Genomic DNA, 22,429 nt, shown 5'->3' with positions numbered 1-22,429 from the left:
CAATGAAACCAATACGCAGGCTCGTCACCGTTGATATTTGCGCCTTCGACCGGGATGAAGATTTCATTTTCGCTTGCGAATCCGGCCTGGCCGCCACACTGTACTCATACCAGCTGAAGAAATTGCGTGGCATGCTTGCGATGGCGTCTTGGGTCAGCATCATGCTTATTGACTCCCCATCTCGAGTGAGAATTATTCCGGAGCCAACTACTTCGAATGATTTTGAAACCATTTTCGCTATGAGGCCCCCAGGTATTTCTCAGCTGAAAGGAGATCAGAAGACTATTGAAATTCTGGGATGGATCAAGGACCGAATGCTTGATTTATGTCAGGCCAGATCTTGGGATCCATCCGTTTTTCAGGAGGCATATTCCGCCTGCCTTGACGCGCCGCTGTCCTTTTCTCGATCATCCCGATCAGTTATCAGTCCGAATAAGCTGTTTACCGGCAAAATGGTTTTCTCTATTAAAACCGACGGGTACCGGACAATAGAGTTGATTTCCACCCGTCGCAAGGACAAGTTAGTGATTGCCTCAACAGTGTTTACCGACCTCAATATGTTTGATGTTGGCTTTGCGCGCGACCTGGAGAAGGGGTTAAAGTGGGAATCTGACCACAAATTCGTTGCCGGATTGTTGCCGCATTTCACCTATGACCTCGACCTCTCCGGTGGAACCGGTCAGATTGGGATTTCTCCCGTAGCGCCGCTATTGGAATTCTGAACCGATGCCGTCAAAGCCGAATGGGTTGTTGCAACTGTAATTCGACGCCGCTACCGGTTATTACCAGGTGACCCGGTCGCAGTCGGGTCGGTGTCATCCGAGAACGCGTTCGCGCGCACGATGGCTGAGCCGCGAGAGAAATCTCCGCCCAAACGAAGGAACTTGTTGCTAACACCCAGCGCGAACTAGAACCGCAGCCGCCGATCCATGACGACCTACCCAAACAAAACACTCCGTGCGGTCGCGAACGTCGGCCTGGTAACCAACCGTGGAGGAGTCCTTCCGAGCCCCACCCGCGAGGTGCTGGCCGCCCACGCCATCTTCGCGCTGCTACTGGCAGCAACCGGCGACGCTGCCCGCCTCGACAAGCTCTCCCGGGGAACTGCAGGAACGAACTGAGCGAGCACTCACCACCGGCAGCTCCGACAGCACTCAGATGCTCAACGTCCTTGCGCGCGCCGATGATCTCCTGGCGTACATGCCCAAGAGCGTCCACACTTTCTACGAAAAAGCCGGTGCAAAGCGAGTCCAGGTCGACATCCCGTCCTTAAACGAGATCGTCACCCAGCCACCCGACTGGGTGCCCCGATACCTCGACTTGGTGCAGAAGCTGCGCCAAACCTGCAGTCGCCCGCGAGACCCTGCAGACTGCGGAACTGGCGTGTTTCGAGGCGCTCCTGGGCGGCCGAGGGCATCTTGCGGACGCTTTTGACCACCTGTTCACCCCCGGGCACCGATACCTGCTCAACGACGCCATCCGGTGCCTCGAAGCCATCGCGGGGCCAGCCACCGCGGACCCAGTGCGGCCAATTTTGGAGCGCGATTTCGCTCGCAAGGGCGGCCACGCCGACCGCACGGCTACCAAGTCCATTTCGCGGGAGCCCGAGCAGGTGGAACGCGCCAAGTGACCGTGGGCTGAGAGTCCTAACCGCGATTCCCCGAGGCTGGCCAGACCCGGTCCCGTGATGCGTACCCAAGGCCTCACTTGGCGCTGCCCAGCTTTGACGTACCACATCAAGATAGTCACTTCCAGCAAGCCGACTGAGGGCAAGGTAGCCGCTGTCCGTTCCCGCCCACCGGGAAAAGGTTAGTCGCGCCGTGACGGAGCGTCTCATGCGCTCGGTATCCCCACTCGGCATATCGGTATCGTTTGGCGCGCTCGTTTAGCAGTCCCGGCAGAGGATGGATCAGCGGGACGGTTGTTGTGTGGGCGCAATCTGGGTGACGTATAGTTGTGACTACATGTAGTCAGGAGGTTCACGTGGCGGTAAAAGAGGTTCCCCGATCCCTTCGTCTCCCCGTGGAGGTCGACGAACGGCTCTCAAGGCTGGCAGCTGCCACCGGACGGTCGAAGAGCTACTACCTGCGCGAGCTGGTCACCGCCGGGATTGACGACCTGGAGTACGCCTACGGGCTGATCACGCACGCCGAGGCCATCCGGGCCGGTCGACGCGAGACCCGGCCGCTTGAAGACCTAATGTCAGAGATGGACATCAGCCGCGCGGAACTGAACGCGATGCCTGATCAGACTGCATGACGTGGGTCATCCGCACGGATCGCGACTTTGACCGAGCGTTGAAGAAGCTGGACCGGCAGGTCGCCACGCGAGTATTGAAAACACTCATCACGCTGGAGAGCCTGGACGACCCCACGAAACGGTGCAAGGCCCTATCGGGCCCTTACACGGGCCTGTGGCGGCTACGGGTCGGCGACTACCGCGTGATCCTCGACATCCAGCGAGAAGAGCTGGTCATCATCGCCCTCGACGTGGGAAATCGCAGCAGCGTCTACGACTGACGCATCCGTTCGGTAGTCGATCATCTACCGAGACGGTGTGCGGACCTCTTCGTTCATGTCGATGTCCGAAGTGGCCTGCAAGGTCTGCCGTGTCATGGTCGGTGCTGTGCAGGCCAGTGCGGATATCTGAATGGTCGAAGTTCTCTGCGCTAGTGCTGTTTTATGATGAAGCTTGCGGCAACAAGGTCGAAGACGATGAGGTCATCGGTTCGTTGTTGAGTGCTCGTGACCTTCGGTAGAACGTCGCGCGGGACATCCCGAGGTCGCGCGTTACTTGGGCGGCTGGTGTGCCACTTTGGATGAGGCTGAGGGCGCTGCCGATCTGGCTGTCAGTGATGCGTCGAGGCCGACCGCCGAGGTTCTTGCCGGCCGCTTTGCGTTTGCTGATTGAGTCGGTGATGCGTTCACTTTTAATCTCGTGTTCCATCTGCGCCAGTGCGGCCATGATTGTGAACAGCATCGACCCCATCGGTGATGACGTATCAACATCACCTCCGCCCAGGTTCAGTACACGCAGCCCGGCACCGCGGCTTCGCAGCTTGTTAGCGAACGCGAGCATATTTTGCGTAGATCGGCCGAGCCGGTCAAGCGTCGTGATCACGAGGGTGTCGCCGTGGATTAGCGCATCGAGTGCTCGAGCGAACTGGGGACGCGATGCTTGCGCCCCGGAGACTCCGTGATCAACGTAGAGGTCATCGCGCCGAACCCCAGCGGATAGGAGGTCCGCTTCCTGGCGGTCAGTTGACTGCTGTTTCGTCGAAACACGCGCGTAGCCGATCAGCTTCGACATGGTCTCCTCCGGGGTGTCTCATAAGTGATGGTGTGTCGACAGATTCAACCAGAAGGTTGCGAGACATAGTTACGAGAATCGCTGCCTGTGGAAAGCACGCTCAACAGAGCGAAAACTGGACTGTCAGCACCACCGCCCTGGAGCGGTCGATGAGACACCTCGTATCCCTAGGGTTTCGAGACAGTCCGAAACGCCGGGGTAATAGGTCAGATACCGGTGGGCGACGAAGGTGGGCGCGTCTCACTGGATAAGGTGGATCCAACATGGAGGTCTAATGACGCGCAAATACAAAGTCGATGAAGTCTTCGGAGTCGGCGTGGGCAACAGTACGCCGGCCTACGTCGACCGAGGCAACCTTGACTCCGTTTTCAAAAGAGGCCTTGAGGCCAGCCGTCACGTGAGCGTTCATGGTGGCAGCAAGCAGGGGAAGACTTGGCTTCGAAAGCGGGGCCTGAAGCCCGAGGAGTCCGTTGTCGTCCAATGCACAACCACTTCGACTTCTGTGTCAATTCTTGAAGAAGCGCTGGCGCAGCTTGGAGTGACCGCAAAGCTAGGGAGAACTCAGACCGGCAGCCTCACCGGCGAGGTTGGCCTGAGCAGTGCGGTCAAAGCAAGGTTCTCCGTGCCGTTTCTAGGACAGGCTTCTGGGGAAGCCGGCGCAACGGCAAAGGCCACGAAAGCCTCTGAGTCCGAAACTCAAGAGCAATTTTTTGCGCAGACAGCAGCGAACCTGCACTGGGTCGCTGAGGCTGTCACTAGATCGCAGAAACGCTTCGTCATTGAGGATTTTCACTATCTTCCTGAAGAAGAACAACGCATCTTCGCCTCGTGGATGAAGGCGCTCGGCGAATATGGTTGCCACCTCGTAATCATCGGCGTCTGGGCCCAGAGCCACTTGCTGAGTTACTTCAACGGTGATTTAGAAGGACGGGTCGATGATATCCATCTTGAATGGTCGAATGAAGACCTCCACGCTGTGCTAACTCAGGGCGCTGAGGCTCTAGCAATCTCCTTCAGTGAAACACTTTCGAACGCACTTATCAGCGACGCTTACGGGAACGTTGGCCTATTGCATCGTCTGGCGCACGAAATTTGCATCCTGGAGAAGGTTGACGACGCCCAAGCCGGTTTTGAAATTGGCCGTAACGCATCGTTGACCGACGCTCGCCGTGATGTGGCGGCGCAGATGTCAGGAAGATTCGAAACCTTCGCTGCCAATTTCGTTCGCGGGATGCGCCGAATGCCCGAGGGATTGGTCGTTTATCTTCACTTACTTCGAGCCTTCACCGCGTCCGATGATGCGGACTTGCTGGCCAAAGGGGTGGATTCGCGTGACCTCCTAAAGGCAATCCAGGATGAAGGCATATCCCTTCGGGGAAGCGACTTGACCCAAGCATTGGAGCGAGTCGACCAGCTACAGGTCAAGATCCAGATCAGTCCTCCAGTCTTGACCTACCATCGTGCTGGAAAGCGCGTGCAATTAGTGGATCGGGCGTTCTTGTTCTTTCGGAAGTATGGGGAGCACACCTGGCCCTGGGATGAGCCCGACGAGATCGACAACGATCTCGCCGGTTCCGCCCCGCTTGATCTGTTCAGCTGACTTGCTTTCGCAAGGTACCCGGTGTCTCGTAACCGAAGTGCCTCGTAACTCATAGGTTGCGACACAGTCGTCGTCGGTCCAATAGCTTGGCGGAGTCGATGAGTCACCTCGTATCCCTAGGGTTACGAGACAGAGCCATTACGCTCTCGATCCCTCAAGCAGAGGACTGCACAAGGGCGGAAGCCTGAATGCTCTCGGAATAAGCTCAACCGCTCGATGGCGGGAGAGCGCAGTCGAGCCGCCGCAAACGAGTTACCTCGATCCTGTGCCACCTATCCTCCGGCAGTTCCGCTCCGCCGATTCCGGGGCCGTAGTGGATGCGTTCGCCGATCCGGACATGGCTCGGCAAGGAAGCGTCGCCGACCTCGACCAAGGCGGAGCATGGATCAACGCCATGGCGTCAGGAACCCGCCACCGTCACGTCTTCGCCATCGACCTGGACGGAACGGCGATCGGCGCGGTCGGTGTCACCTCGATCGACCGGGAAAATTTGACCGGCTGGTTCTGGTATTGGTTGCACCGTGAGCATCGCGGCCGCGGGACTGCATCGCGAGCGGCCGCCACCGTCGCGAACTGGGCTTTGGGTCCAGGCCGGCTCTATCGACTCGAGCTAGGACACCGGGCCACCAATCCCGCGTCCGGGGTCGTGGCTAAAGCCGCCGGGTTCATGCGCGAGGGCGCGGAGCGCGGGAAATTCCTCATCGCAGGAAACAGCGTGGACGTCCTGACCTACGGGCGCCTGACCACGGATCCAACCCCGACGACGCCCCCGCTCGAATAGCAGTCCCAGCGACGGATCCTTATCTGATAGCGGTTTCCAGTGGTCGGTGGCGGTGGATGCCCTGATTTGTCCGGTCAGCATGTCAGGCAAGTTAGGGATGGGGTTCTCAGTTTGGTGGTAGTTGCCCTGCTTCGTCGACTACGTCGGTGCGGACTGCGGTGAATGCAATAGTGGCTCCCATTGGGATGCTCGTGGTTTCGTCGATATTGATTTCTCGTTCGCCAATGAAGTCGCCGGTGTTGGGGTCGATGACTAGTTCGGTGCGGGTGGGGCCGTCGCCGTCCAGAGCGAGGCCCAGACCGGCTCTGCCGTCGACGTTGACCGAGTCGCTGGTCACATCCAGACCGTCCACGAAAGTGAGTGCCTGATAGATCGCTGCGCGCAGGTCGGCCGGGTAGAGCCCGGACTGCAACGCGTCTAAGGCCATGTCGAACACCTGCGGGCCCAGGGTCCGTCCTTTGTCGGTGTAGATGTCCTGTGCCATTCTGTTGAACAGGGCACTGGGATCACGTGGTAACGAGGCGAGAAAGGCTTCGGTGGGGTCAGACCAGTTTCCCACTCGGTTGCATCCTTCCTGCCCGAAGAAGTCTCCGCAAGGTGCCTGCCAGGTGCCGTTTTCTGTTCCGGTATCGGTCAACACCTGGTCCAGGTAGCCGTTGGCTTTGGCTTGTTCTTCGTTGCCGACCACCCAGATTCGATTTCCGGTTCTGGTGCGTGTGTGGAGCCACTGTGAGTCGGCGCTCCATAGGTCTGCTGGCGCCCAGACGTCGTAAGTTGTCTCAAACATCGCCACATCCGGTAGGTCACCTGCGAAAACGTAGTGCCAGTCGTGGGTTTGGATCAGCCGGTACTGTCCCGGTCCCACCGGTTTGTCGATGGTGGTCACCGCAAAGGATGCGGCTAGGTTGAGCGCACCGGACGCGGCCGCGGTGGCTGAACCTCGGTCTGGATCGCTTTTCAGCAGGCTTGGGATGAAGAACACAAGGATGCCGGCGGCGATGATGCCGGCGGCGGATACCGATCGTGCGCGTGTGCGGATTGGTCGCACCGATGACAGTTCGGATGAGGCGTCGGCCCGGTTCGACGCCACGAGCGTTCTGGGTGTCTTGGTATCGGCTGCGGTTTCGTTATTTGTAAACAGCTTTGTCCGTACAGAGTTCAGAATCCGGGTTTCTGAGGGGTTGTCGTTGTTCAACCCGGCGAGGGCCTCATCCAATTCTGAGTCGCTCCAGGTAGTACCTCGCCTGTTTGTGGTCATTGATCGGCTCGATTCTTTGAGGAGTTGAATAGCTGGCCAACGCCTTGCTCTCGTAACTGTCGGCGTACTCGGTGGAGTCGTGAACGCACCGTTCCCACCGGAATGCCCAGCGCCGTTGCAATTTCGTTCGTGTCTAGGGCGGTCCAGGCGCTGAGCAGCAGCACCTCCCGATCACCTGGGCTCAACGCCGAGATCCGGTCGGCCAGTTCGGCTATCCGACGTTGGGCATCCACGGTTCCCGGCACGAAGGTGTCCGGCCCGTTGCCGATAGGGGTGGTGTGAGCGTTATGTCGGGCAGCGGTGTCCAGGCGTCGTTGCTCCTGGCGGTGATAACCGCGAAGCACATTCGAGGCGATTCCGTACAACCAGGCAGTTGGTGATCCCCGTTGCGGATCGAAGCTGACAGCACTTGCGATCACCGCGAGGAATATTTCACTCAATAGATCCTCGGCAGCTGCGCCCACCCGGCGGTTCAGATATTTGAGTAATCCGGCTGCCTGCGAATCGTACAGCTCCTGAATCCAGACGCCGTCATTAGGCGCGGGCGCCGGAATCAGCGGATCCAACAATTGTTCAGACCCCATCAGATGTCCTCATACTTAGTTATTGCACACCTACTGGGATCGCGTTCACGAGAACCGTCGCTGGCCTACCTCTGAACGCTCACGAAGCCAGTCCGACTTGTTGGGACCACGATTCTCAGTGTCACGGGCATCGTCAAACGGGCACTCGCGTGTGGCACGGACGCCGTATAGCGATCCCGCTTCGGGCGATGTGTCTCATAACCGAAATGCCTCGTAACCCATGGGTTACGAGGCATTTAGGTTATGAGACACTCTACGACGACTACGTATTTGAGTCGATGCGGTTACGGGCGCCCTCTGCGTCGCGCCTGGATGGCCCCGTGGGGCCGTTGACCAGCTGTCGATCGTGCATGCGTTTCGATTACGTCGAACCCCACCGCTCTTAACTTCTCACTAAAGGCACTCACCGGCCACCGGTAAGCAGGAAAGACTGCGTGCGCGAATTTCTCCACGGTGGCGCCCTCAAAGAAGCCGACCAGCAGTCCACCACCGGGCCGCAGCACACGATGAAACTCGTGCAATGGGATATGGATTTTGTCCGGCTCATGGTGAATGAGCGAGTACCAAGCGAGCACCCCACCTACTGAGCAAGTGCTGGCATCCAGAGTCTCGAGGTTTCCCACTAGGAACGCACGGCTGGGATACGTGGAGCAAGCACTTTCAACGAACTCGGGCACTTGGTCAATTCCACGGGCGGCGACCCCGCGCTCGCTGAGGAAGTCCGTCCAATGGCCCGGCCCGCACCCGGCATCGATGGCGTCGCCCTCAAGGCTATCCGCCCAGGTGGCCACGAGTTGCTGATCCGAAGGATGCACTGCACTCATCGAACCAAGAAGATTGATGTAATCTTCCGCGCGCCGGGAGTATGCGAACTCCGCCGAATTTGCCACGAGTCAAGCATAGGCACCGACAAGAGTCCACTCACCCAGCGCGCATGTCTCTCCTCGGATGCACATTGAAAACGCCACCACCCGCAGCGGCAACGGGCGCACCAGTCCCACAAGCCATGAGATTCGAGACAGAACAGTTATGAGACACATGTGCCATCCATCGCGCAAAGCTCCCCACGCCTTGCCTGCGGGGGCGCGACGCACTGATTTGGAGACCCCAGCCGCGGTGACACCGGATCGTGCAGCAGACCCATGCACCAAGCGGGATGCGGGATACTTCGGGCGTGCACTACTCAGGCCCCACACCCTTTCACGGCCGCGTCGTTTGGCTGACTTCCTCGCAGGGCGGTCGCGACACGGGGCCGCCTCCAACACCTACCGGCGAGGTGTACATCGCCAATGCGTACGTACCGCCGCACTCCTTCGAGACTGGGCTAGCCGGGTTCGTGGTGCGAGCCGAGGATCCGACTGCATGGCTTTCCGTTGCGGACGCGTCATGGTCGATCGTGAAGAATCGTGGTGCACAGCGCGTCCGCCCTGGGACTCTTCTGGCAATCGCTGAAGGTCGCAGAGTGGTGGGCTACTTCCACGTTAATTCTGTGGACTAGCACCTTCTGTTCTGGATGGCCCACCTGTGTTCCCCGGCCGCCAGCACCCCTCGTCCTGCAAACCGAACCCAACTGGCAAATCCTTAGGTCACAGGTCGGCGACCGCAGGTTCATTCCAGGACCGGGGCTTCCTGCGAAACAGCTCACTACTGTCTCGCAACCCTAGGGTTACGCGAATCCGGGTACCACGAGCAGATGCGAGAATAAGCGAACACATTGATGTAACCGGACAGCTCGGAATGTTAGGTAGAAGGCACTTCGACACGGCGGCGAGCTAGCCCTCAAGAGGGCGGCGCCAGCTACCGGCGCCCGATGCCTACTGAATCTCCGTGGGCGGGTTGTGACGCAATGCGAACTCGCAGAATCCCACCCCTGTAAGCGCATCGAGTTCAGCGAATAGCTCGTCGTTCAGCGCGTTGAAGTTAAAACAAGACTTTCCCTGCATGCGTACGCGAAGTTTCGTGGAGATATCGTTCAGCAGCTCAGGGTCCTCGTACACGGCCATCAGGTGATAGCTCACATAGTTTTTTTTCGTCTGGACGCCCCCGTACCAAGACCTCATTCCATTGCCGCCAGGTTCTTTGGCCTCTATCGAGAGATGCCCTGAAGAATCCGTTGCCGCAACAAGATCCTTAGCGTGCTTCAGCATGATTCCTCGCAATGCGCTGTACACGTCGTCAAGTTGACTGGGGCCCATTATTAAACCTTCCCTCCCCATCGGGGGTCTATTGCATTTCTAATCCGACGGTATGTCAGGTAGAAACCACCAGATCGCTGGAAGAATACCCGCCCCCGTCACGGTTGTGTCTCGAAACCCAACTGCCTCCAAACCCATGGGAATCAAGACATACCGATACGAGCGTGCCGTGCAGTCGACTTCGAACATTCGTGCAGACCAGTTCGAACATCGACATCAAGCCATGCCATCGCCGCAGGTCGATGTTGTAACCCAACCCGTGTCCGCGCCTATGCCACGCACTCCCTCGTTTGCGATACATCAAACAGCTGCGAATCGGCTACGGACGGGTCTCCACCCGGGACCAACACCCAGAAGCCCAATACGACGCCCTCACTGCCGCCGGCTGCGATGAGATTTACCTCGACAAAGCCAGCGCCAAACTGGCCCGCCGCCCGCAGTTGGACAAAGCAGCATTGCTGTCGGCCAACCGCGCCGGTGATCAGATCGTCATCACCAAACTCGACCGGCTCGGCAGATCCCTAGACCATTTGCTCGAGCTGTCCAAACAACTCCAGGACTGCGGAATCGACCTGTCGTTCTGGACCAAGGCATCGACACCTCCACCGCAGTCGGCCGGATGTTCTTCCAAATACTCGGATCAATAGCCGAATTCGAGCACGCCCTCATGTCAGAACGCACCCGCGACGGACTCGCCGCGGCTAGGGCCCGCGGCCGGGTCGGCGGCCAAAAACCCAAACTCGGACCACGCCAAATCAAAATGGCCCAACAGATGTACGACGAACTCGCCGAAGACGGCAAAACCAAATACACGGTCGCCCAAATCGCCGCCGAATTCGGCGTCACCAGACCCACCATCTACCGACACCTCGACCAGCAGGTCGAACCCCCGAAAACCAGTATCGGATAGGGATCCCTAAACGATTTGGACGAGGTGGGCTAGCGCTCGACGGGTAGGCATGTAATTACCCAAGGTGAGTCTCGGCACCGATTCAGGACCGAGTGGAGGTGCCATCCACTTCAAGCCAGTATCACTCCTGGCAGGCTCGCGAAACCCACCAGAGCGCAGGGGAGGGACAAGATATAAACCAGCCGCCCATCCTCGCGCGGGCGCTAAAAGTCACAGCCCTGCGCATCAACCCAGCACCCATTTCAGATCAACTGGCTCTACACCGCCCTTCATTGGGCTGATGCTTCGAGGGTATGACACCGCCCCTCACAACGACCCAACATCTCAGCAACAGACTGCAACCCCAACCTCACGTTGGCGCTTATTGGTGGATAATTCAGTAGAGATGCAAGTAAGCAGTTCAAATCAATAGTTAAAAATAGTTTGACCACCATGGGTTATCCGACCTCGACACTGAAGTGCCACCCCAACCAACCGCTCGAGAAAATCCATGGCTTCTCTTCGATACCAGTATTTCGCCAAGTTGCTCTCGCAATCAGTTCACGCATCGCCCAGGGAGCCATTATTGAGTTCCGATCCCGCGCTTGCTGCGCTGCGACTTCAATGCCAGACCTGGTCAAAACTCTTAGACTGACTACTGTATCTAAATCATCAAAAGCAATTTTGAAACTGGATTTATACTTTCGATCTGGGCTTAGTTTGGGTTTTGATTCCAAGGTAAATTCGAGGCCCTCATCTATACATCCTTGATAGGCTTTGTCCAAGATTGTTCTATCCCAATCTCGCGCCTTTGCCATGGTCAGCAGAATGTTTTGAAGCCAGTTCAACAGGTACAAATTCCGCTCGAAGCCGATCAAGGTCCGCGCCTCTTCATCGATGCCGGAGAAGGCCGCTTCGAAGACGCCCAGATCTGTTCGAATGATAGGGTCACCTAATCGTAAATTGTCTTGGTTCTCCCGGATAAATACACGCAGGTGCGATGCCATGGCAGGAACACCCCCCAGTTTGGTAAGTTGCCGATTGTATAAATTCACAACCGTATGCGAAACCCAGTTATATTGTTCTTCCTTCGCAGTGGGAGCGTTTCCATCTGGGAAAGGGTTGGGATAGAGGTCTATTGATTTTAGCCTTCGTGGGTATTTCATTTACACAACCCCTTGCAATTTTCTTAACCATTAGCATCGAGTAGAACCTGGCGGAACTCCGCCGTATCTACTCAGATAAGCGCCACAAATACCTAGCTCCCAATTTCTGGCAGCTTGCCTATTTGGAAAAGTAATTTGGTAAGCAACTCTGCATTTTGTGCCAGTCCGCCTTTCACACGTAGGCTTTTGAGAGTCGGCCCTCTCATTCGGTGCTGAATCCACTGATGTAATGCCATATTTCCATACTATACCTCCTAACCCGTTCTTATTTACCGCGTAGTTTATTTGGTAACCCCAAGATATGCCTGGCCATTTGTTTGAATGACGGGAAACATACACCCCACCGACTTCCATCTTACTGAGGACTTTACCTAGCGCATTGCCTTTGGTTATCACTCCGGTCGGCTTTGGCGGACCGGCTTTGATTGCTTTATACACTCGATACGTTGCTATAGGTACCCACCACCAGAAGCGGCCGTCGAGGTCTGTCATGTTGATGGGGTCGGTGGGGTAGGCGTAGTCGTTGGCGCCGCCGCCGGCGACGGGGTCGATGCTGTTGAACCGGCCGGTGGTGGGGTCGTAAACGCGGGCGCCCATGTGGGTGTAGGTGAGGTTGGCGGTGTGTTCGGCCATCCGTTGGTGCTGACCGAGCCACCCCGTGTCGTAGGCGGAGGGGTTGGTGTTCGGGACAGCGTCGAAGTCTGGGGTTCCGCCGGTGGTGATGGGGGCGCCGTAGGGGTCGTAGACCTTCACCGTCCCGTCGATGGTTCCGGTGGGCAGGGTGGTGATGATGTTGTCGCCGTGAATGTTCGGGTAATGCCACCTGCTATCTGCGACGGTTTGGTAGTTCTTTGTGTATGTCACACCCCCGGGGAGGCTATTGATTCGGGTGATCATGACGTTGCCGGCGCCGAGGTCCAGGTCAGCGGAATCATCGGTGGAGGTGAACCCGTACAGGAAAGTGCCATTCTCCGCCGGGGTGGCGGAACCGGCGATGATCCTCGCGGTGACCCGGTCTGCGGTGTCCCGAATGTAGGTGATGGTGACCGTCCCACCGGAACTGTGATGTCTCAGGACATCGGAAACTCCTGAACCTACGTTTTGTAGGTTCAGGAGTTTTTTGTTTGGCGGGTGGGTTGGTAGTCGCGGGTGGGGTCCAGTATCAGTTCTCGGATGAGCTGCCCGGTGGTGGTTTCGGCGATGGTGATGTCTCGGTCTTGGATGAGCACTGTGACGTAGGTTCCGGCGTAGGTTCGGCCGACTCCGATGTGGTGCAGCTTCCCGTTGTGGCGCAGGGTGATGGTGCCTGATTTGTTGACCCGGTCCTCACGGACCCGGTCGTGGGTGTCACCTGTGCGGTCGATGGTCGGGGTGGCTTTGGTTCGCAATGTGATTCACCCCGGGTTTTGTGGAGGATGGTTTACCCAACAAGCTGATGCTCGGCGGGAGTATTTTGCTGACTGTAGTACTCAACTTCGGCCTCGGGCGGTGTCCGGTAGCCCAGGGCTGAGTGGATGCTGGTGTTGTTGAACCAGTCGACTCATCCAACGGTCGACAGTTCTAGGTCAGATGCGTTGCGCCACAGCCCTTCCCAGTACACCAACTCAGCTTTGTAAGACCGTTCACGGTTTCGGCCAACGCGTTGTCGTAACTATCACCGATGAGCACCTTTTACTCAGGACCTGAGGGCGCCCGGTTACGTGGCGATGGGCTTGGGCGCTGCTCGTTCATATTGATCAGGACCATTTGCGCCGCACCGTGTCACGCTAAGGGAATGCAACCAGCGAAAACGACCGAGGTGATTTTCATCAGTGGGCGCTCTGGAGTTGGGAAAACCTCAGTAGCTGCGGAACTCTCGCGGTTGTTTGCGATTGAGGACATCGTCCATGCTCTGATCGAGGGCGACAACCTTGATCAGGCGCATCCCGAGCCCTGGCGGGACGGCATCGATCTCGCCGAACAAAACCTTGCCGCGATGTGGAGAAACTACCGAGCTGCAGGTTACTCGCGCTTGATCTTCACAAACACTGTGAGCGTGCTGGAGATGCCGAGTCTGTCCGCAGCCCTCGGTGCGGATGTCAGCGCAATAGGTGCGCTCCTCACGGCGAACGATTCCACCGCTGCCGATCGGTTGGCGCAACGCGAAATCGGGTCAGGGTTAGAAGATGCAATCAAGCGCAGTAAGGCAGCTGCGGCGAAACTTCAGCTCAACGCGTCGTCGGCGGTGCACCGTATATCCACCGACCGACGCGAAGTCTGCGCCATTGCGACCGAAGTCAAGGCAATCTCTGGATGGGGAGGAGCTGAACAATAGGCTGCTTGTTTGCCCGCTAAGGAACGGCAACGGCGATCGTGTACCGCAGGTCGCTCGCATTCCCCGGTGGTGAGGTGAGTCCCGGGAAATGTTCAGCTTGCGCCGCGACTCATCGCGCGACACCTTCGAGAGATGTCGAACAAAGACCTAAAGATCGAGTGGCGGGCGCCCGTGTCGGACGGCGAAGTTGGTGAGCTAACCCGCTCACACGGCGGCTCCCCTAAGGCTGGTTGGTGGGATCAGGTGCGAGAACATTCGTTGGGGTGGGTGACGGCTCGGACTGCGGCCGACCAACTCGTTGGCTTCGTCAACGTTGCCTGGGACGGTGGGGGCATGCGTTCCTCATCGACACGAGGACTCGACCAACCCACCGACGACAAGGTCTCGGAGTGGCCATCGTCGCCCGAGCAGCTGAAGAAGCAAGTGCGGCAGGATGCGAGTGGCTATTCGTCGATTTCGAGCCGTCACTGACCGCGTTCTACATTGCGGCGTGCGGATTTCGTGCAACACCAGCCGGGTTGATCCACCTTTCTAGCTGACGCCCCACTTAATCACACACACAGGGCGGCCACCGGGCACTCCCACGCCACCATTGGCGTCGATGCGTTCATGGGCAGCGGTGGTGCCTCTACCCTGCCCGCCATCAAGCCGCATGATCGGGCGCTAAGGTTATGAACTCAAGGAGGGAACTCCACTATCGCAGCGTCTGGCAATCCTAGGGATACGAGGTGTCTCATCGACCGCTCCAGGGCGGTGGTGCTGACAGTCCAGTTTTCGCTCTGTTGAGCGTGCTTTCCACAGGCAGCGATTCTCGTAACTATGTCTCGCAACCTTCTGGTTGAATCTGTCGACACACCATCACTTATGAGACACCCCGGAGGAGACCATGTCGAAGCTGATCGGCTACGCGCGTGTTTGGACGAAACAGCAGTCAACTGACCGCCAGGAAGCGGACCTCCTATCCGCTGGGGTTCGGCGCGATGACCTCTACGTTGATCACGGAGTCTCCGGGGCGCAAGCATCGCGTCCCCAGTTCGCTCGAGCACTCGATGCGCTAATCCACGGCGACACCCTCGTGATCACGACGCTTGACCGGCTCGGCCGGTCTACGCAAAATATGCTCGCGTTCGCTGACGAGCTGCGAGGACGCGGTGCTGGGCTGCGTGTTCTGAACTTGGGCGGAGGTGATGTTGATACGTCATCACCGATGGGGTCGATGCTGTTCACGATCATGGCTGCACTGGCGCAGATGGAACACGAGATTAAAAGTGAACGCATCACCGACTCAATCAGCAAACGCAAAGCGGCCGGCAAGAACCTCGGCGGTCGGCCTCGACGCATCACTGACAGCCAGATCGGCAGCGCCCTCAGCCTCATCCAAAGTGGCACACCAGCCGCCCAAGTAACGCGCGACCTCGGGATGTCCCGCGCGACGTTCTACCGAAGGTCACGAGCACTCAACAACGAACCGATGACCTCATCGTCTTCGACCTTGTTGCCGCAAGCTTCATCATAAAACAGCACTAGCGCAGAGAACTTCGACCATTCAGATATCCGCACTGGCCTGCACAGCACCGACCATGACACGGCAGACCTTGCAGGCCACTTCGGACATCGACACTTGAATGTTGTATCAGTAACGATCGTTTGCATTGCGGCTATCCCAGCCGGTGGGGGTACCGAACGATGAATTGAGCGGATGCTACCTCCCTCATTGCGGCAGGGCAGGGGCATACCGGTTGTGAACACCTAAGACATGGTTGTAACATACCGTCTTATGAGAACATCAGCCTCGCCGCTGCTGCCGCTGCTGCGGTCGGAAGTGCAAGGCGAACTCCTGGCACTTTTGCTTCTACACCCCGACGAGTCCTGGTCGGTCACCGCGCTGTCCAACACCATCGGCCGGCCTGTGCAGAGCGTCCAGCGGGAGGTGGCCCGTCTCGCTGCGGCTGGCATCGTCACTGAACAGCGAACCGGCAACATCAAGTATGTGTCAGCCAACACCGATACCCCCCTTTACAGGCCGCTGGCCGAACTGATGGCCGTCACTTACGGGCCGGAGCCGGTGCTACGCGGCCTGATCGAAACCATCCCGGCCACCGACGAGGCCTACATTTACGGCTCATGGGCAGCGCGGCGCGCGGGAGAGCCCGGCCCGGTCCCCCTGGACGTCGATGTCATCGTCATCGGCGCGGTACCGCTCAGCACGCTCGACGACGTCGCCGAACGTGCCGAGGCGAGCCTGCATCGGCCGGTTCACATCCGCCGGATCAGCCGCGAAGACTGGGACGCCGCGGCAACTCCGTTCATTGGTGAGATCAAGTCGCGACCTCTCATCCCGTTGAGGAGTGCACTCTGATGGCACCGTGGCCTGTGGGGCAGCAACTGGTGGCCCGCATGATTGTTGACGGCAAGCTCGAGCACGTACCGGGCGATCCGGAACGCACCGAAGACCTCATTGCGACTACGGAGACGAAGCTCGGCTCGGCGCAGCTGCTGACCAGAACCGATCCCGACAGCGCCTACACCCTGGCCTACGACGCAGCAAGGTTCCTGCTCAACGCGCTCCTGGCAGCGCAAGGGTTGCGGGTCAAGGGCGGTACCGAGGCCGGACACTCGACGCTTCAGGATGCGGTGCAGGCCCAGTTTGGTGACCTGTTCCGGTTCTTCTCCCGCATGCGGCGCACCCGCAACGAGTTGGAGTTCCCGCCGTTGACGAGAACAGCCGAGACGGTGAACGCGGAAGAAGCGTCGGAGCGCATCGACCAGGTTCGCGCGGTGGTACAGCCGGTGCGGGAGTTGGTGGAGCAGCTGCCACTGTTCCGCTGACGAGTCTGTCCACCATGTCAAAATCCGCTACGCGTCCCGTGCCACAGTCTGTTGGCGACTCTCTCTCTCTCTCTCTCTCTCTCTGCACTCCCAGCTGGAGCGCAGGGCCCAGCTAGCAGTGTCGGACCTAGAGACGGCAAACTGATAGCGATATCGCTTGGTTCAGCGCTTCTCTGAAGGTCCAGGACCATCTCTCCGGACTGGCTCATATACGGGGACCGAGATCGGTGGTGGGGATGGGGGATTCTGTGGTGCGGGCTGGGATGCAGCAAAGGCGCGATAGTCGTTGTGAGTCAAGGGGGTTCCTCCCGAGGTAGTGACCTGGTGAATGCTGAGAGCGGCTGTACCGACCAGGGCTAAACCCAGCGACCAGTATGCGTATCCGAGTGATTTCATGCGTGAATTTGCTTCATCCTGAACGTCCTCCAACCGGCATGTGCGGACCATTGCCCCTGATGGTGCCGGCGGGACTGTCACCATCACCTACATTCGGGACACCGCAGACCGGGTCACCGCGAGGATCATCGCCCGTTCCGCCACCCCGGCGGAGAACGGCACTTTCCTGTACGGGTTCACCTCCACCGATGATTTCGCTGACCTGGACCTCGGCGCCGGCAATGTCATGATCACCCGAATTAATAGCCTCCCCGGCGGGGTGACGTACACCAAGAACTACCAAACCGTCGCAGATAGCAGGTGGCATTACCCGAACATTCACGGCGACAACATCATCACCACCCTGCCCACCGGGACCATCGACGGAACGGTGAAGGTCTACGACCCCTACGGCGCCCCCATCACCGCCGGCGGGACCCTGGACTTCGACGCTGTCCCGAACACCAACCCCTCCGCCTACGACGCGGGGTGGTTGGGTGAGCACCAGCGGATGGCTGAACACACCGCCAACCTCACCTACACCCAAATGGGCGCCCGCGTTTATGACCCCACCACCGGCCGGTTCAACAGCATCGACCCCGTCCCCGGCGGCGGCGCAAACGACTACGCCTACCCCACCGACCCCATCAACATCACCGACCTCGACGGCCGACTATGGTTCATTGCCACAGCCTACCGAGTGTATAAGGCACTGAGGGACGGTCCGCCAAAGCCGACCGGAGTGATAACCAAAGGCACTGCACTAGGTAAAATCGTCAGTAAGATGAAAGTCGGTGGAGTCTATGTTTCCCGCAGCTCCAATAAATGGCCAGGACCGTCTTGGGGCTACACGATCTTTTACGGTCCTGGCATAACTTGGAAGTACGGAATCACGTCAGTAGATTCCGCTCCCCAAGATCGACCACAATCTCAATTACCTTTGTGCGAAAAGGACACTGGCAAAAAGTGCGGGTTTCCACCTATGCTTACCTTCCCAAACAAGCAGGCCGCCAGAAACTGGGAGCTAAGCATGTGTCGTAGCCACGTAGCAGCATGGGGAGAATTGCCTAGAGGCTCAAGAAGATGCTAACGGTTGGAAAATCAAAAGGAAGGCTAGTAGGTGAAAAACCCTAGAAAGCTGAAGTCAATAGACCTTCATTCGAACGCGTTGCCTATAGAATGCGAGCCCACCCGTAATGAAAAACATTTCCTTTGGATTTCGCACACAGTAGTGAACTTGTACAACCGGCAACTTACCAAACTTGGGGGCGTCCCAGCTATGGCGCCTCACCTGCGTATATTCATCCGGGAGGGTCAAGATCAGCTAGAGTTCGGTGACCCAATCACAAGAATAGATTTGGGTATATTCGAAACAGCCTACTCCGGTATAGACGCAACAGCGCTGAAATGTCATGGCTATGAGCGGAACATGCGCATGCTCGATTGGCTTCAAAATATTCTGATCGTTTTAGCGAAATTGCGCGATTGGGACGAAATGCTCCTAAATCAGACCTATAGAGGATGTGTAGACGAACATCTTGAGTTCATCCTTGAGTCAAAACCAAAGCTGAGCCCGGACAGAAGGTTCAAAACTGTATTTAAAATTTCGTTTGACGATGTGGACACTGTAATTCAACTCAAAGTTTTTACGAGGTCTGGCATAGAAATCGCGACGCAAGAATCGCGTGATCGAAGCGCAATAATGGTTCCTTGGGTAATGCGAGAACTACTTACGAGCGCGAACTGGCAAAAGATAGACGCCAGGGGGCAGCCTTGGAATTTTACAAGTGGCTTTTTAGGATGGCATTTCAGCGTCGAGGTCGGTTGACGGATGGTTGTCAAACTATTATCAACTATTGATTTGAATAGCTTACTTTTATCTCTACTGAAGTATCCACCAATAAGCGCCGACGTGAGGTTGGGGTTGCAGTCTGTTGCTGGGATGTTGGATCGTTGTGAGAGACGGTGTCGCACCCTCGACGCAACAACCCAGTAAGGGCGGTGTAGAGCCAGTTGATCTGAATTGGGTGTTGGGTTGATGCACAGGGCCCTGACTTTTGAGGATTGAGCGGAGATCTATGCGGGGCTCAAAGCGGGCTGGTCTCTCATCCAAATCGCGCTGGACCTGGGTCGGGATCCGAACCTGCTGGCCCGGGTGCGGGCGGATCTATGTTGGTCCACGAAGCCGCGGATCGCCGGCGTGGGAACAGTAGAAGTAATTTGACCGGCAAACCGTCACCGATCCGGCAACGTGATGATCACCCGAATTAACAACCTCCCCGGGGGTGTGACTTACATCAAGAACTACCAAACAGTCACAGATAGCAGGTGGCAGTACCCGAACATTCACGGCGACAACATCATCACCGTCCTGCCCACCGGGACCATTGACGGTTCGGTGAAGGTCTACGACCCCTACGGCGCCCCCGTCATCGCCGGTGGGGTCACGGAGTTCGACGCTGTCCCGGATACCAACCCGTCCGCCTACGACACGGGGTGGTTGGGTGAGCACCAGCGGATGGCTGAACACACCGCCAACCTCAACTACACCCACATGGGCGCCCGCGTTTACGACCCCACCACCGGCCGGTTCAACAACATCGACCCCGTCCCCGGCGGCGGCGCAAACGACTACGCCTACCCCACCGACCCCATCAACATCATCGACCTCAACGGAAAATGGTGGGGCTGGATCGAAAGCGGCGCCAAAGCCTTAGCGACTGGCGCCAAGAAAGCCTACAACGCGGCAGCTGCGGTGGTGACACCTGTTGTTAAGCATGTGAAAGCCAACTGGGATACTTACGTCGTCGCCGGAGTTTGCACTTTCACAGGACCTATTGGATGTGCTGTCGCAGGAGCGGCGAACATGTATCGAAAGGCTGTTACCGGAGGTTATGTAGGTCAGGGCCGGCAGGCATGGGCAGCTGACGGTGCAGGAGTTCTGGGCGGATTCGGACTCGCAAAACTTATCGGTAAAGGACTCAAATCATTAGGAAAGGGAGCGCAAGGCGGTCGAAACGTTGTCCAAAATTCTGGTAGAGGACTTGCGATCAAAGGTGGTTCGAAAAACCATCGCGCCCCAATCAACTGGAAAGCTACCCGCGGAAATTATTATGTCAACGCAGCACAATCAGCAGGCTGGGCAGGGGCAAGCATTTCCTATAATCAAACGAGAAGGAAATGAAACATGGTGCTAGAACTTCGGTACCCATCGGGAACAAGTCGTCGGTTATATGAAGTTGTATCAATTGTCTGTGCTTTTGCAGGTGTGGGCGTAGGAATTAGGTATGGCCTATTCGGATCTGAGATAGACTGCTTAAAATTGCTATGGAGTGATATCCAATATCCGGCTGGAATGGGGCTGTTTGGAGGAATCTTATTGAGCTATCCACAAAGCATATTGTTCCAGGCGTCGGAAACGGGTGTCACGGTTCGGGGTGCGCTGAAAAAGACTGAGTTCAACTGGGCTGCTATCGAATCGGTGGACTTGAGCGGCTCAGGTGGCTTGATCTACCTTAAGTGCGGAAGGAAAGTAAAAGTTGTTTGGCACGGGTTTGAACTCACCCAGTTCATGGCAGTTCGGCATAGCCTAAAAAAGCAATTCGCTGCGCTCTACGCAGAACGCTCTCAAGCCCAGCTAAACGAAGAACCGTGGGTGCGAAAGTCTTTTGATTGGATACCACCAGTTATAGCAGTATCATATTCTCTCCTGGGAGGGGTGTCGTTTATAATGACGCGCCTGATTGTCATTTAAACCGCACAATCGCCTACCCTCGATCAGGATCGTCTCGTTAACGGTGTTTCCAGCATTTTTAGTTAGTAGGGTTAGAGCGAGGGCATATACCTACACCGACGCGGGGGCGGTGAACACCATCACCCTCGATGGGGCGTTGCCCACGGACACCACCTTCGATGCGGGAACGGGTGAGGTCACCGGCGCCGTGTACGGAAACACCAACGCCGGCGCGATCGGTAGGAATGCCAACGGGGAAACAACAGGCCTGACGTGGGCGTTGAACGGGGCCACCATCGGCGACACCGTAACAAGGTCGCAGTCGGGTCGGGTTACTGGTTCCACCCAAACCAATTCGCTCATGCCCGCGGCGAACAATGTGTGGTCCTACACCTACGACCCCACCGGCAATTTGGGTTCGGCGGTGCTGGCCGCGAATGCGTCCCGCCCGAGAGTTGAATACTCGTACGGTTTTCCGGATCGGCGACCTCGATGTGCCCGACCGGGACCAGTGCGGGGGCGGCGGCGAACACCAGCCGGACGGTGTCCACCTACCAATTAGGTACGGTCGGGGAAACGTCGCGTTTTTGTTACGACGCCGCCGACCGGATCCTCGCCGTGACAGGTGGAAGCCAGCGCTCAACGCATTCGCAATTACCTTCGTCGACCGCTGGCCAGCAGAAACCTACTCACCAAAAATGCTGGAAAAACCGTTAACGAGACAGTCCCTTTATCAGCAAGCGGCGGCATCAGTGTAAATACGGAAAGAGCTGGCCTCGTCGTTGTCGGAACTGCCTACATACGAATTCGAAGTGTATGGCTGCATGCAACGGCTTGTTCCTGCAAAACCTGCGTTATAGAACCATTTAGCAGCATATGGCCCTCTATTCGCCCAAGAGGACATCTGATCGTTGAACGAAAATGAACTTAGATCGGCAGCGGTACCGGGATCACTCCACTTGAGCATTCGCCCACCCCAACTAGCTTGGGCAAATAGACATACCCAACCTGAAGGGCAGTCAGCGAAACTCTTCGCCGTCAGCGATACCGCGGCCCCGCTCGGCATTGTCATCCATTCACCATCAGGACTGAGAATGGCTCCTCGAGCTTCCATCTGTGGTATCAAGGTTTTGTTTTCGTCCGCTATTGCATCTATCGAGCCTACCTTGGTTAGATCGCTGGACCTGTCTGCAGAAACGCCGCCGTTGGTGTCGATGGATTCCTCCGCATACGCCGAAGGCACTGTCAGCACGAAAGCGGTGCAAGCTGCGAATAAAACTGTGAGATGTCGGACGATGTTCACTGCGAACTCCTTCATAGGGGGAGTTGAAGTGTTGCAAGTATCTCGTGTTGAAGGTAGTTCTCAAAGAGCCATAAGTTCGTAGCTGATATGTGT

The 22,429-nt window shown here is 57.4% G+C and carries 26 protein-coding genes and 1 pseudogene; 17 read left to right on the top strand and 10 right to left on the bottom strand.

Going from position 1 to position 22,429, the window contains the following annotated elements; all coding sequences use genetic code 11:
* Positions 1 to 2: 2 nt before the first annotated feature.
* From EH165_RS14820 to EH165_RS14805, 4 genes are all read left to right on the top strand, one after another.
* Entirely contained in the window at positions 3 to 722 is a 720-nt protein-coding gene (locus EH165_RS14820; RefSeq protein ID WP_124800127.1) for a hypothetical protein, read from the top strand.
* Between the two features lie 207 nt (positions 723 to 929).
* On the top strand, positions 930 to 1,121 hold the full coding sequence (locus tag EH165_RS14815; RefSeq protein WP_124800126.1) for a hypothetical protein: 192 nt from the start codon (positions 930 to 932) through the stop codon (positions 1,119 to 1,121).
* Positions 1,122 to 1,983: 862 nt separating this feature from the next.
* Positions 1,984 to 2,259 (top strand): type II toxin-antitoxin system RelB family antitoxin, encoded by a 276-nt coding sequence (gene relB / locus EH165_RS14810; protein ID WP_124800125.1) that lies wholly within the window; start codon positions 1,984 to 1,986, stop codon positions 2,257 to 2,259.
* Positions 2,256 to 2,519, top strand: a complete 264-nt coding sequence (locus EH165_RS14805; RefSeq protein ID WP_124800124.1) for a type II toxin-antitoxin system RelE family toxin — start codon at positions 2,256 to 2,258, stop codon at positions 2,517 to 2,519. The genes relB and EH165_RS14805 overlap by 4 nt, the downstream gene beginning before the upstream one ends.
* Before the next feature lie 160 nt (positions 2,520 to 2,679).
* Here the strand turns inward: EH165_RS14805 and EH165_RS14800 are convergent, their stop codons facing one another.
* Positions 2,680 to 3,309: a recombinase family protein gene (locus EH165_RS14800; RefSeq protein ID WP_124800123.1), complete on the bottom strand. Its 630-nt coding sequence runs from the start codon at positions 3,307 to 3,309 to the stop codon at positions 2,680 to 2,682.
* A 274-nt stretch (positions 3,310 to 3,583) separates the two neighbouring features.
* Here EH165_RS14800 and EH165_RS14795 point away from each other — a divergent pair, with 274 nt between their 5' ends.
* Both EH165_RS14795 and EH165_RS14790 read left to right on the top strand, forming a co-directional pair.
* Positions 3,584 to 4,909: a hypothetical protein gene (locus EH165_RS14795; RefSeq protein WP_124800122.1), complete on the top strand. Its 1,326-nt coding sequence runs from the start codon at positions 3,584 to 3,586 to the stop codon at positions 4,907 to 4,909.
* Between the two features lie 265 nt (positions 4,910 to 5,174).
* Entirely contained in the window at positions 5,175 to 5,690 is a 516-nt protein-coding gene (locus EH165_RS14790; RefSeq protein ID WP_124800121.1) for a GNAT family N-acetyltransferase, read from the top strand.
* Positions 5,691 to 5,796: 106 nt separating this feature from the next.
* Here EH165_RS14790 and EH165_RS14785 read toward each other — a convergent pair whose 3' ends face one another.
* The 3 genes from EH165_RS14785 to EH165_RS14775 all read right to left on the bottom strand — a co-directional run bounded on the left by EH165_RS14785 (position 5,797) and on the right by EH165_RS14775 (position 8,422).
* On the bottom strand, positions 5,797 to 6,948 hold the full coding sequence (locus tag EH165_RS14785; protein WP_124800120.1) for a CU044_5270 family protein: 1,152 nt from the start codon (positions 6,946 to 6,948) through the stop codon (positions 5,797 to 5,799).
* The gene (locus EH165_RS14780) at positions 6,945 to 7,532 is read right to left on the bottom strand and encodes an RNA polymerase sigma factor (RefSeq protein ID WP_124800119.1); all 588 of its coding nucleotides are present in this window, start codon (positions 7,530 to 7,532) and stop codon (positions 6,945 to 6,947) included. The genes EH165_RS14785 and EH165_RS14780 overlap by 4 nt, the downstream gene beginning before the upstream one ends.
* 284 nt (positions 7,533 to 7,816) lie before the next feature.
* Positions 7,817 to 8,422 (bottom strand): class I SAM-dependent methyltransferase, encoded by a 606-nt coding sequence (locus EH165_RS14775; protein ID WP_206425999.1) that lies wholly within the window; start codon positions 8,420 to 8,422, stop codon positions 7,817 to 7,819.
* Positions 8,423 to 8,688: 266 nt separating this feature from the next.
* Between EH165_RS14775 and EH165_RS14770 the strand changes: the two genes are divergently transcribed.
* Complete coding sequence (locus EH165_RS14770; protein ID WP_124800118.1) at positions 8,689 to 9,030, top strand: hypothetical protein; 342 nt, start codon at positions 8,689 to 8,691, stop codon at positions 9,028 to 9,030.
* 316 nt (positions 9,031 to 9,346) lie between these two features.
* On the opposite strand, the gene EH165_RS14765 is transcribed toward EH165_RS14770, so the two are convergent.
* Complete coding sequence (locus tag EH165_RS14765; RefSeq protein ID WP_124800117.1) at positions 9,347 to 9,727, bottom strand: hypothetical protein; 381 nt, start codon at positions 9,725 to 9,727, stop codon at positions 9,347 to 9,349.
* A 308-nt stretch (positions 9,728 to 10,035) separates the two neighbouring features.
* On the opposite strand from EH165_RS14765, the pseudogene EH165_RS16955 reads away from it, so the two are divergent.
* A pseudogene (locus EH165_RS16955) lies at positions 10,036 to 10,637 on the top strand (recombinase family protein).
* A 437-nt stretch (positions 10,638 to 11,074) separates the two neighbouring features.
* On the opposite strand, the gene EH165_RS14755 reads toward EH165_RS16955, so the two are convergent.
* The 3 genes from EH165_RS14755 to EH165_RS14745 form a co-directional block, all read right to left on the bottom strand.
* Positions 11,075 to 11,782, bottom strand: coding sequence for a hypothetical protein (locus EH165_RS14755; RefSeq protein WP_124800116.1), 708 nt, complete (start codon positions 11,780 to 11,782; stop codon positions 11,075 to 11,077).
* A 30-nt stretch (positions 11,783 to 11,812) separates the two neighbouring features.
* On the bottom strand, positions 11,813 to 12,646 hold the full coding sequence (locus EH165_RS14750; RefSeq protein WP_206425998.1) for an RHS repeat-associated core domain-containing protein: 834 nt from the start codon (positions 12,644 to 12,646) through the stop codon (positions 11,813 to 11,815).
* Between the two features lie 245 nt (positions 12,647 to 12,891).
* A complete protein-coding gene (locus EH165_RS14745) occupies positions 12,892 to 13,170 on the bottom strand; it encodes a hypothetical protein (protein ID WP_124800114.1) in 279 nt (92 codons plus the stop codon).
* Positions 13,171 to 13,556: 386 nt separating this feature from the next.
* Between EH165_RS14745 and EH165_RS14740 the strand changes: the two genes are divergently transcribed.
* From EH165_RS14740 to EH165_RS14700, 9 genes are all read left to right on the top strand, one after another.
* Positions 13,557 to 14,096 carry a DEAD/DEAH box helicase family protein gene (locus EH165_RS14740; protein ID WP_124800113.1) on the top strand — a complete coding sequence of 180 codons (540 nt, stop codon included), beginning with the start codon at positions 13,557 to 13,559 and terminating at the stop codon, positions 14,094 to 14,096.
* A gap of 233 nt (positions 14,097 to 14,329) precedes the next feature.
* Positions 14,330 to 14,635 (top strand): GNAT family N-acetyltransferase, encoded by a 306-nt coding sequence (locus EH165_RS14735; protein ID WP_206425997.1) that lies wholly within the window; start codon positions 14,330 to 14,332, stop codon positions 14,633 to 14,635.
* Between the two features lie 347 nt (positions 14,636 to 14,982).
* Complete coding sequence (locus tag EH165_RS14730) at positions 14,983 to 15,612, top strand: recombinase family protein (protein WP_124800112.1); 630 nt, start codon at positions 14,983 to 14,985, stop codon at positions 15,610 to 15,612.
* A 261-nt stretch (positions 15,613 to 15,873) separates the two neighbouring features.
* Positions 15,874 to 16,455 carry a helix-turn-helix domain-containing protein gene (locus tag EH165_RS14725; protein WP_124800111.1) on the top strand — a complete coding sequence of 194 codons (582 nt, stop codon included), beginning with the start codon at positions 15,874 to 15,876 and terminating at the stop codon, positions 16,453 to 16,455.
* Positions 16,455 to 16,925, top strand: coding sequence for a hypothetical protein (locus EH165_RS14720; protein WP_124800110.1), 471 nt, complete (start codon positions 16,455 to 16,457; stop codon positions 16,923 to 16,925). The genes EH165_RS14725 and EH165_RS14720 overlap by 1 nt, the downstream gene beginning before the upstream one ends.
* Before the next feature lie 436 nt (positions 16,926 to 17,361).
* Complete coding sequence (locus EH165_RS14715) at positions 17,362 to 18,390, top strand: RHS repeat-associated core domain-containing protein (RefSeq protein ID WP_206425996.1); 1,029 nt, start codon at positions 17,362 to 17,364, stop codon at positions 18,388 to 18,390.
* A 30-nt stretch (positions 18,391 to 18,420) separates the two neighbouring features.
* Positions 18,421 to 19,128, top strand: a complete 708-nt coding sequence (locus EH165_RS14710) for a hypothetical protein (protein WP_124800109.1) — start codon at positions 18,421 to 18,423, stop codon at positions 19,126 to 19,128.
* Positions 19,129 to 19,554: 426 nt separating this feature from the next.
* Positions 19,555 to 20,484 (top strand): RHS repeat-associated core domain-containing protein, encoded by a 930-nt coding sequence (locus EH165_RS14705; protein WP_124800108.1) that lies wholly within the window; start codon positions 19,555 to 19,557, stop codon positions 20,482 to 20,484.
* A gap of 3 nt (positions 20,485 to 20,487) precedes the next feature.
* The gene (locus tag EH165_RS14700; protein WP_124800107.1) at positions 20,488 to 21,054 is read left to right on the top strand and encodes a hypothetical protein; all 567 of its coding nucleotides are present in this window, start codon (positions 20,488 to 20,490) and stop codon (positions 21,052 to 21,054) included.
* A 90-nt stretch (positions 21,055 to 21,144) separates the two neighbouring features.
* Here EH165_RS14700 and EH165_RS14695 read toward each other — a convergent pair whose 3' ends face one another.
* Both EH165_RS14695 and EH165_RS14690 read right to left on the bottom strand, forming a co-directional pair.
* On the bottom strand, positions 21,145 to 21,396 hold the full coding sequence (locus EH165_RS14695) for a hypothetical protein (protein ID WP_124800106.1): 252 nt from the start codon (positions 21,394 to 21,396) through the stop codon (positions 21,145 to 21,147).
* 370 nt (positions 21,397 to 21,766) lie between these two features.
* Positions 21,767 to 22,336, bottom strand: coding sequence for a peptidase inhibitor family I36 protein (locus EH165_RS14690; RefSeq protein WP_164479266.1), 570 nt, complete (start codon positions 22,334 to 22,336; stop codon positions 21,767 to 21,769).
* Positions 22,337 to 22,429: the final 93 nt, after the last annotated feature.

This window comes from Nakamurella antarctica, assembly GCF_003860405.1.
Classification (GTDB): domain Bacteria; phylum Actinomycetota; class Actinomycetes; order Mycobacteriales; family Nakamurellaceae; genus Nakamurella; species Nakamurella antarctica.
The sequence above is the reverse complement of the archived record's forward strand: the minus strand, read 5'-3'. Positions and strand labels throughout refer to the sequence as shown.

Excerpts from the sequence above, each read along its gene's own strand:
- EH165_RS14805 (WP_124800124.1), top strand. The coding sequence starts at position 2,256 with ATGACGTGGGTCATCCGCACGGATCGCGACTTTGACCGAGCGTTGAAG.
- EH165_RS14705 (WP_124800108.1), top strand. The coding sequence starts at position 19,555 with ATGATCACCCGAATTAACAACCTCCCCGGGGGTGTGACTTACATCAAG.
- EH165_RS14695 (WP_124800106.1), bottom strand. The coding sequence starts at position 21,396 with ATGAGCGAATTGGTTTGGGTGGAACCAGTAACCCGACCCGACTGCGAC.
- EH165_RS14795 (WP_124800122.1), top strand. The coding sequence starts at position 3,584 with ATGACGCGCAAATACAAAGTCGATGAAGTCTTCGGAGTCGGCGTGGGC.
- EH165_RS14780 (WP_124800119.1), bottom strand. The coding sequence starts at position 7,532 with ATGGGGTCTGAACAATTGTTGGATCCGCTGATTCCGGCGCCCGCGCCT.
- EH165_RS14725 (WP_124800111.1), top strand. The coding sequence starts at position 15,874 with ATGAGAACATCAGCCTCGCCGCTGCTGCCGCTGCTGCGGTCGGAAGTG.
- EH165_RS14740 (WP_124800113.1), top strand. The coding sequence starts at position 13,557 with ATGCAACCAGCGAAAACGACCGAGGTGATTTTCATCAGTGGGCGCTCT.
- EH165_RS14800 (WP_124800123.1), bottom strand. The coding sequence starts at position 3,309 with ATGTCGAAGCTGATCGGCTACGCGCGTGTTTCGACGAAACAGCAGTCA.
- EH165_RS14765 (WP_124800117.1), bottom strand. The coding sequence starts at position 9,727 with ATGGGCCCCAGTCAACTTGACGACGTGTACAGCGCATTGCGAGGAATC.
- EH165_RS14700 (WP_124800107.1), top strand. The coding sequence starts at position 20,488 with ATGGTGCTAGAACTTCGGTACCCATCGGGAACAAGTCGTCGGTTATAT.
- EH165_RS14820 (WP_124800127.1), top strand. The coding sequence starts at position 3 with ATGAAACCAATACGCAGGCTCGTCACCGTTGATATTTGCGCCTTCGAC.
- EH165_RS14815 (WP_124800126.1), top strand. The coding sequence starts at position 930 with ATGACGACCTACCCAAACAAAACACTCCGTGCGGTCGCGAACGTCGGC.
- EH165_RS14770 (WP_124800118.1), top strand. The coding sequence starts at position 8,689 with ATGCGGGATACTTCGGGCGTGCACTACTCAGGCCCCACACCCTTTCAC.
- EH165_RS14720 (WP_124800110.1), top strand. The coding sequence starts at position 16,455 with ATGGCACCGTGGCCTGTGGGGCAGCAACTGGTGGCCCGCATGATTGTT.
- EH165_RS14730 (WP_124800112.1), top strand. The coding sequence starts at position 14,983 with ATGTCGAAGCTGATCGGCTACGCGCGTGTTTGGACGAAACAGCAGTCA.
- EH165_RS14785 (WP_124800120.1), bottom strand. The coding sequence starts at position 6,948 with ATGACCACAAACAGGCGAGGTACTACCTGGAGCGACTCAGAATTGGAT.
- EH165_RS14755 (WP_124800116.1), bottom strand. The coding sequence starts at position 11,782 with ATGAAATACCCACGAAGGCTAAAATCAATAGACCTCTATCCCAACCCT.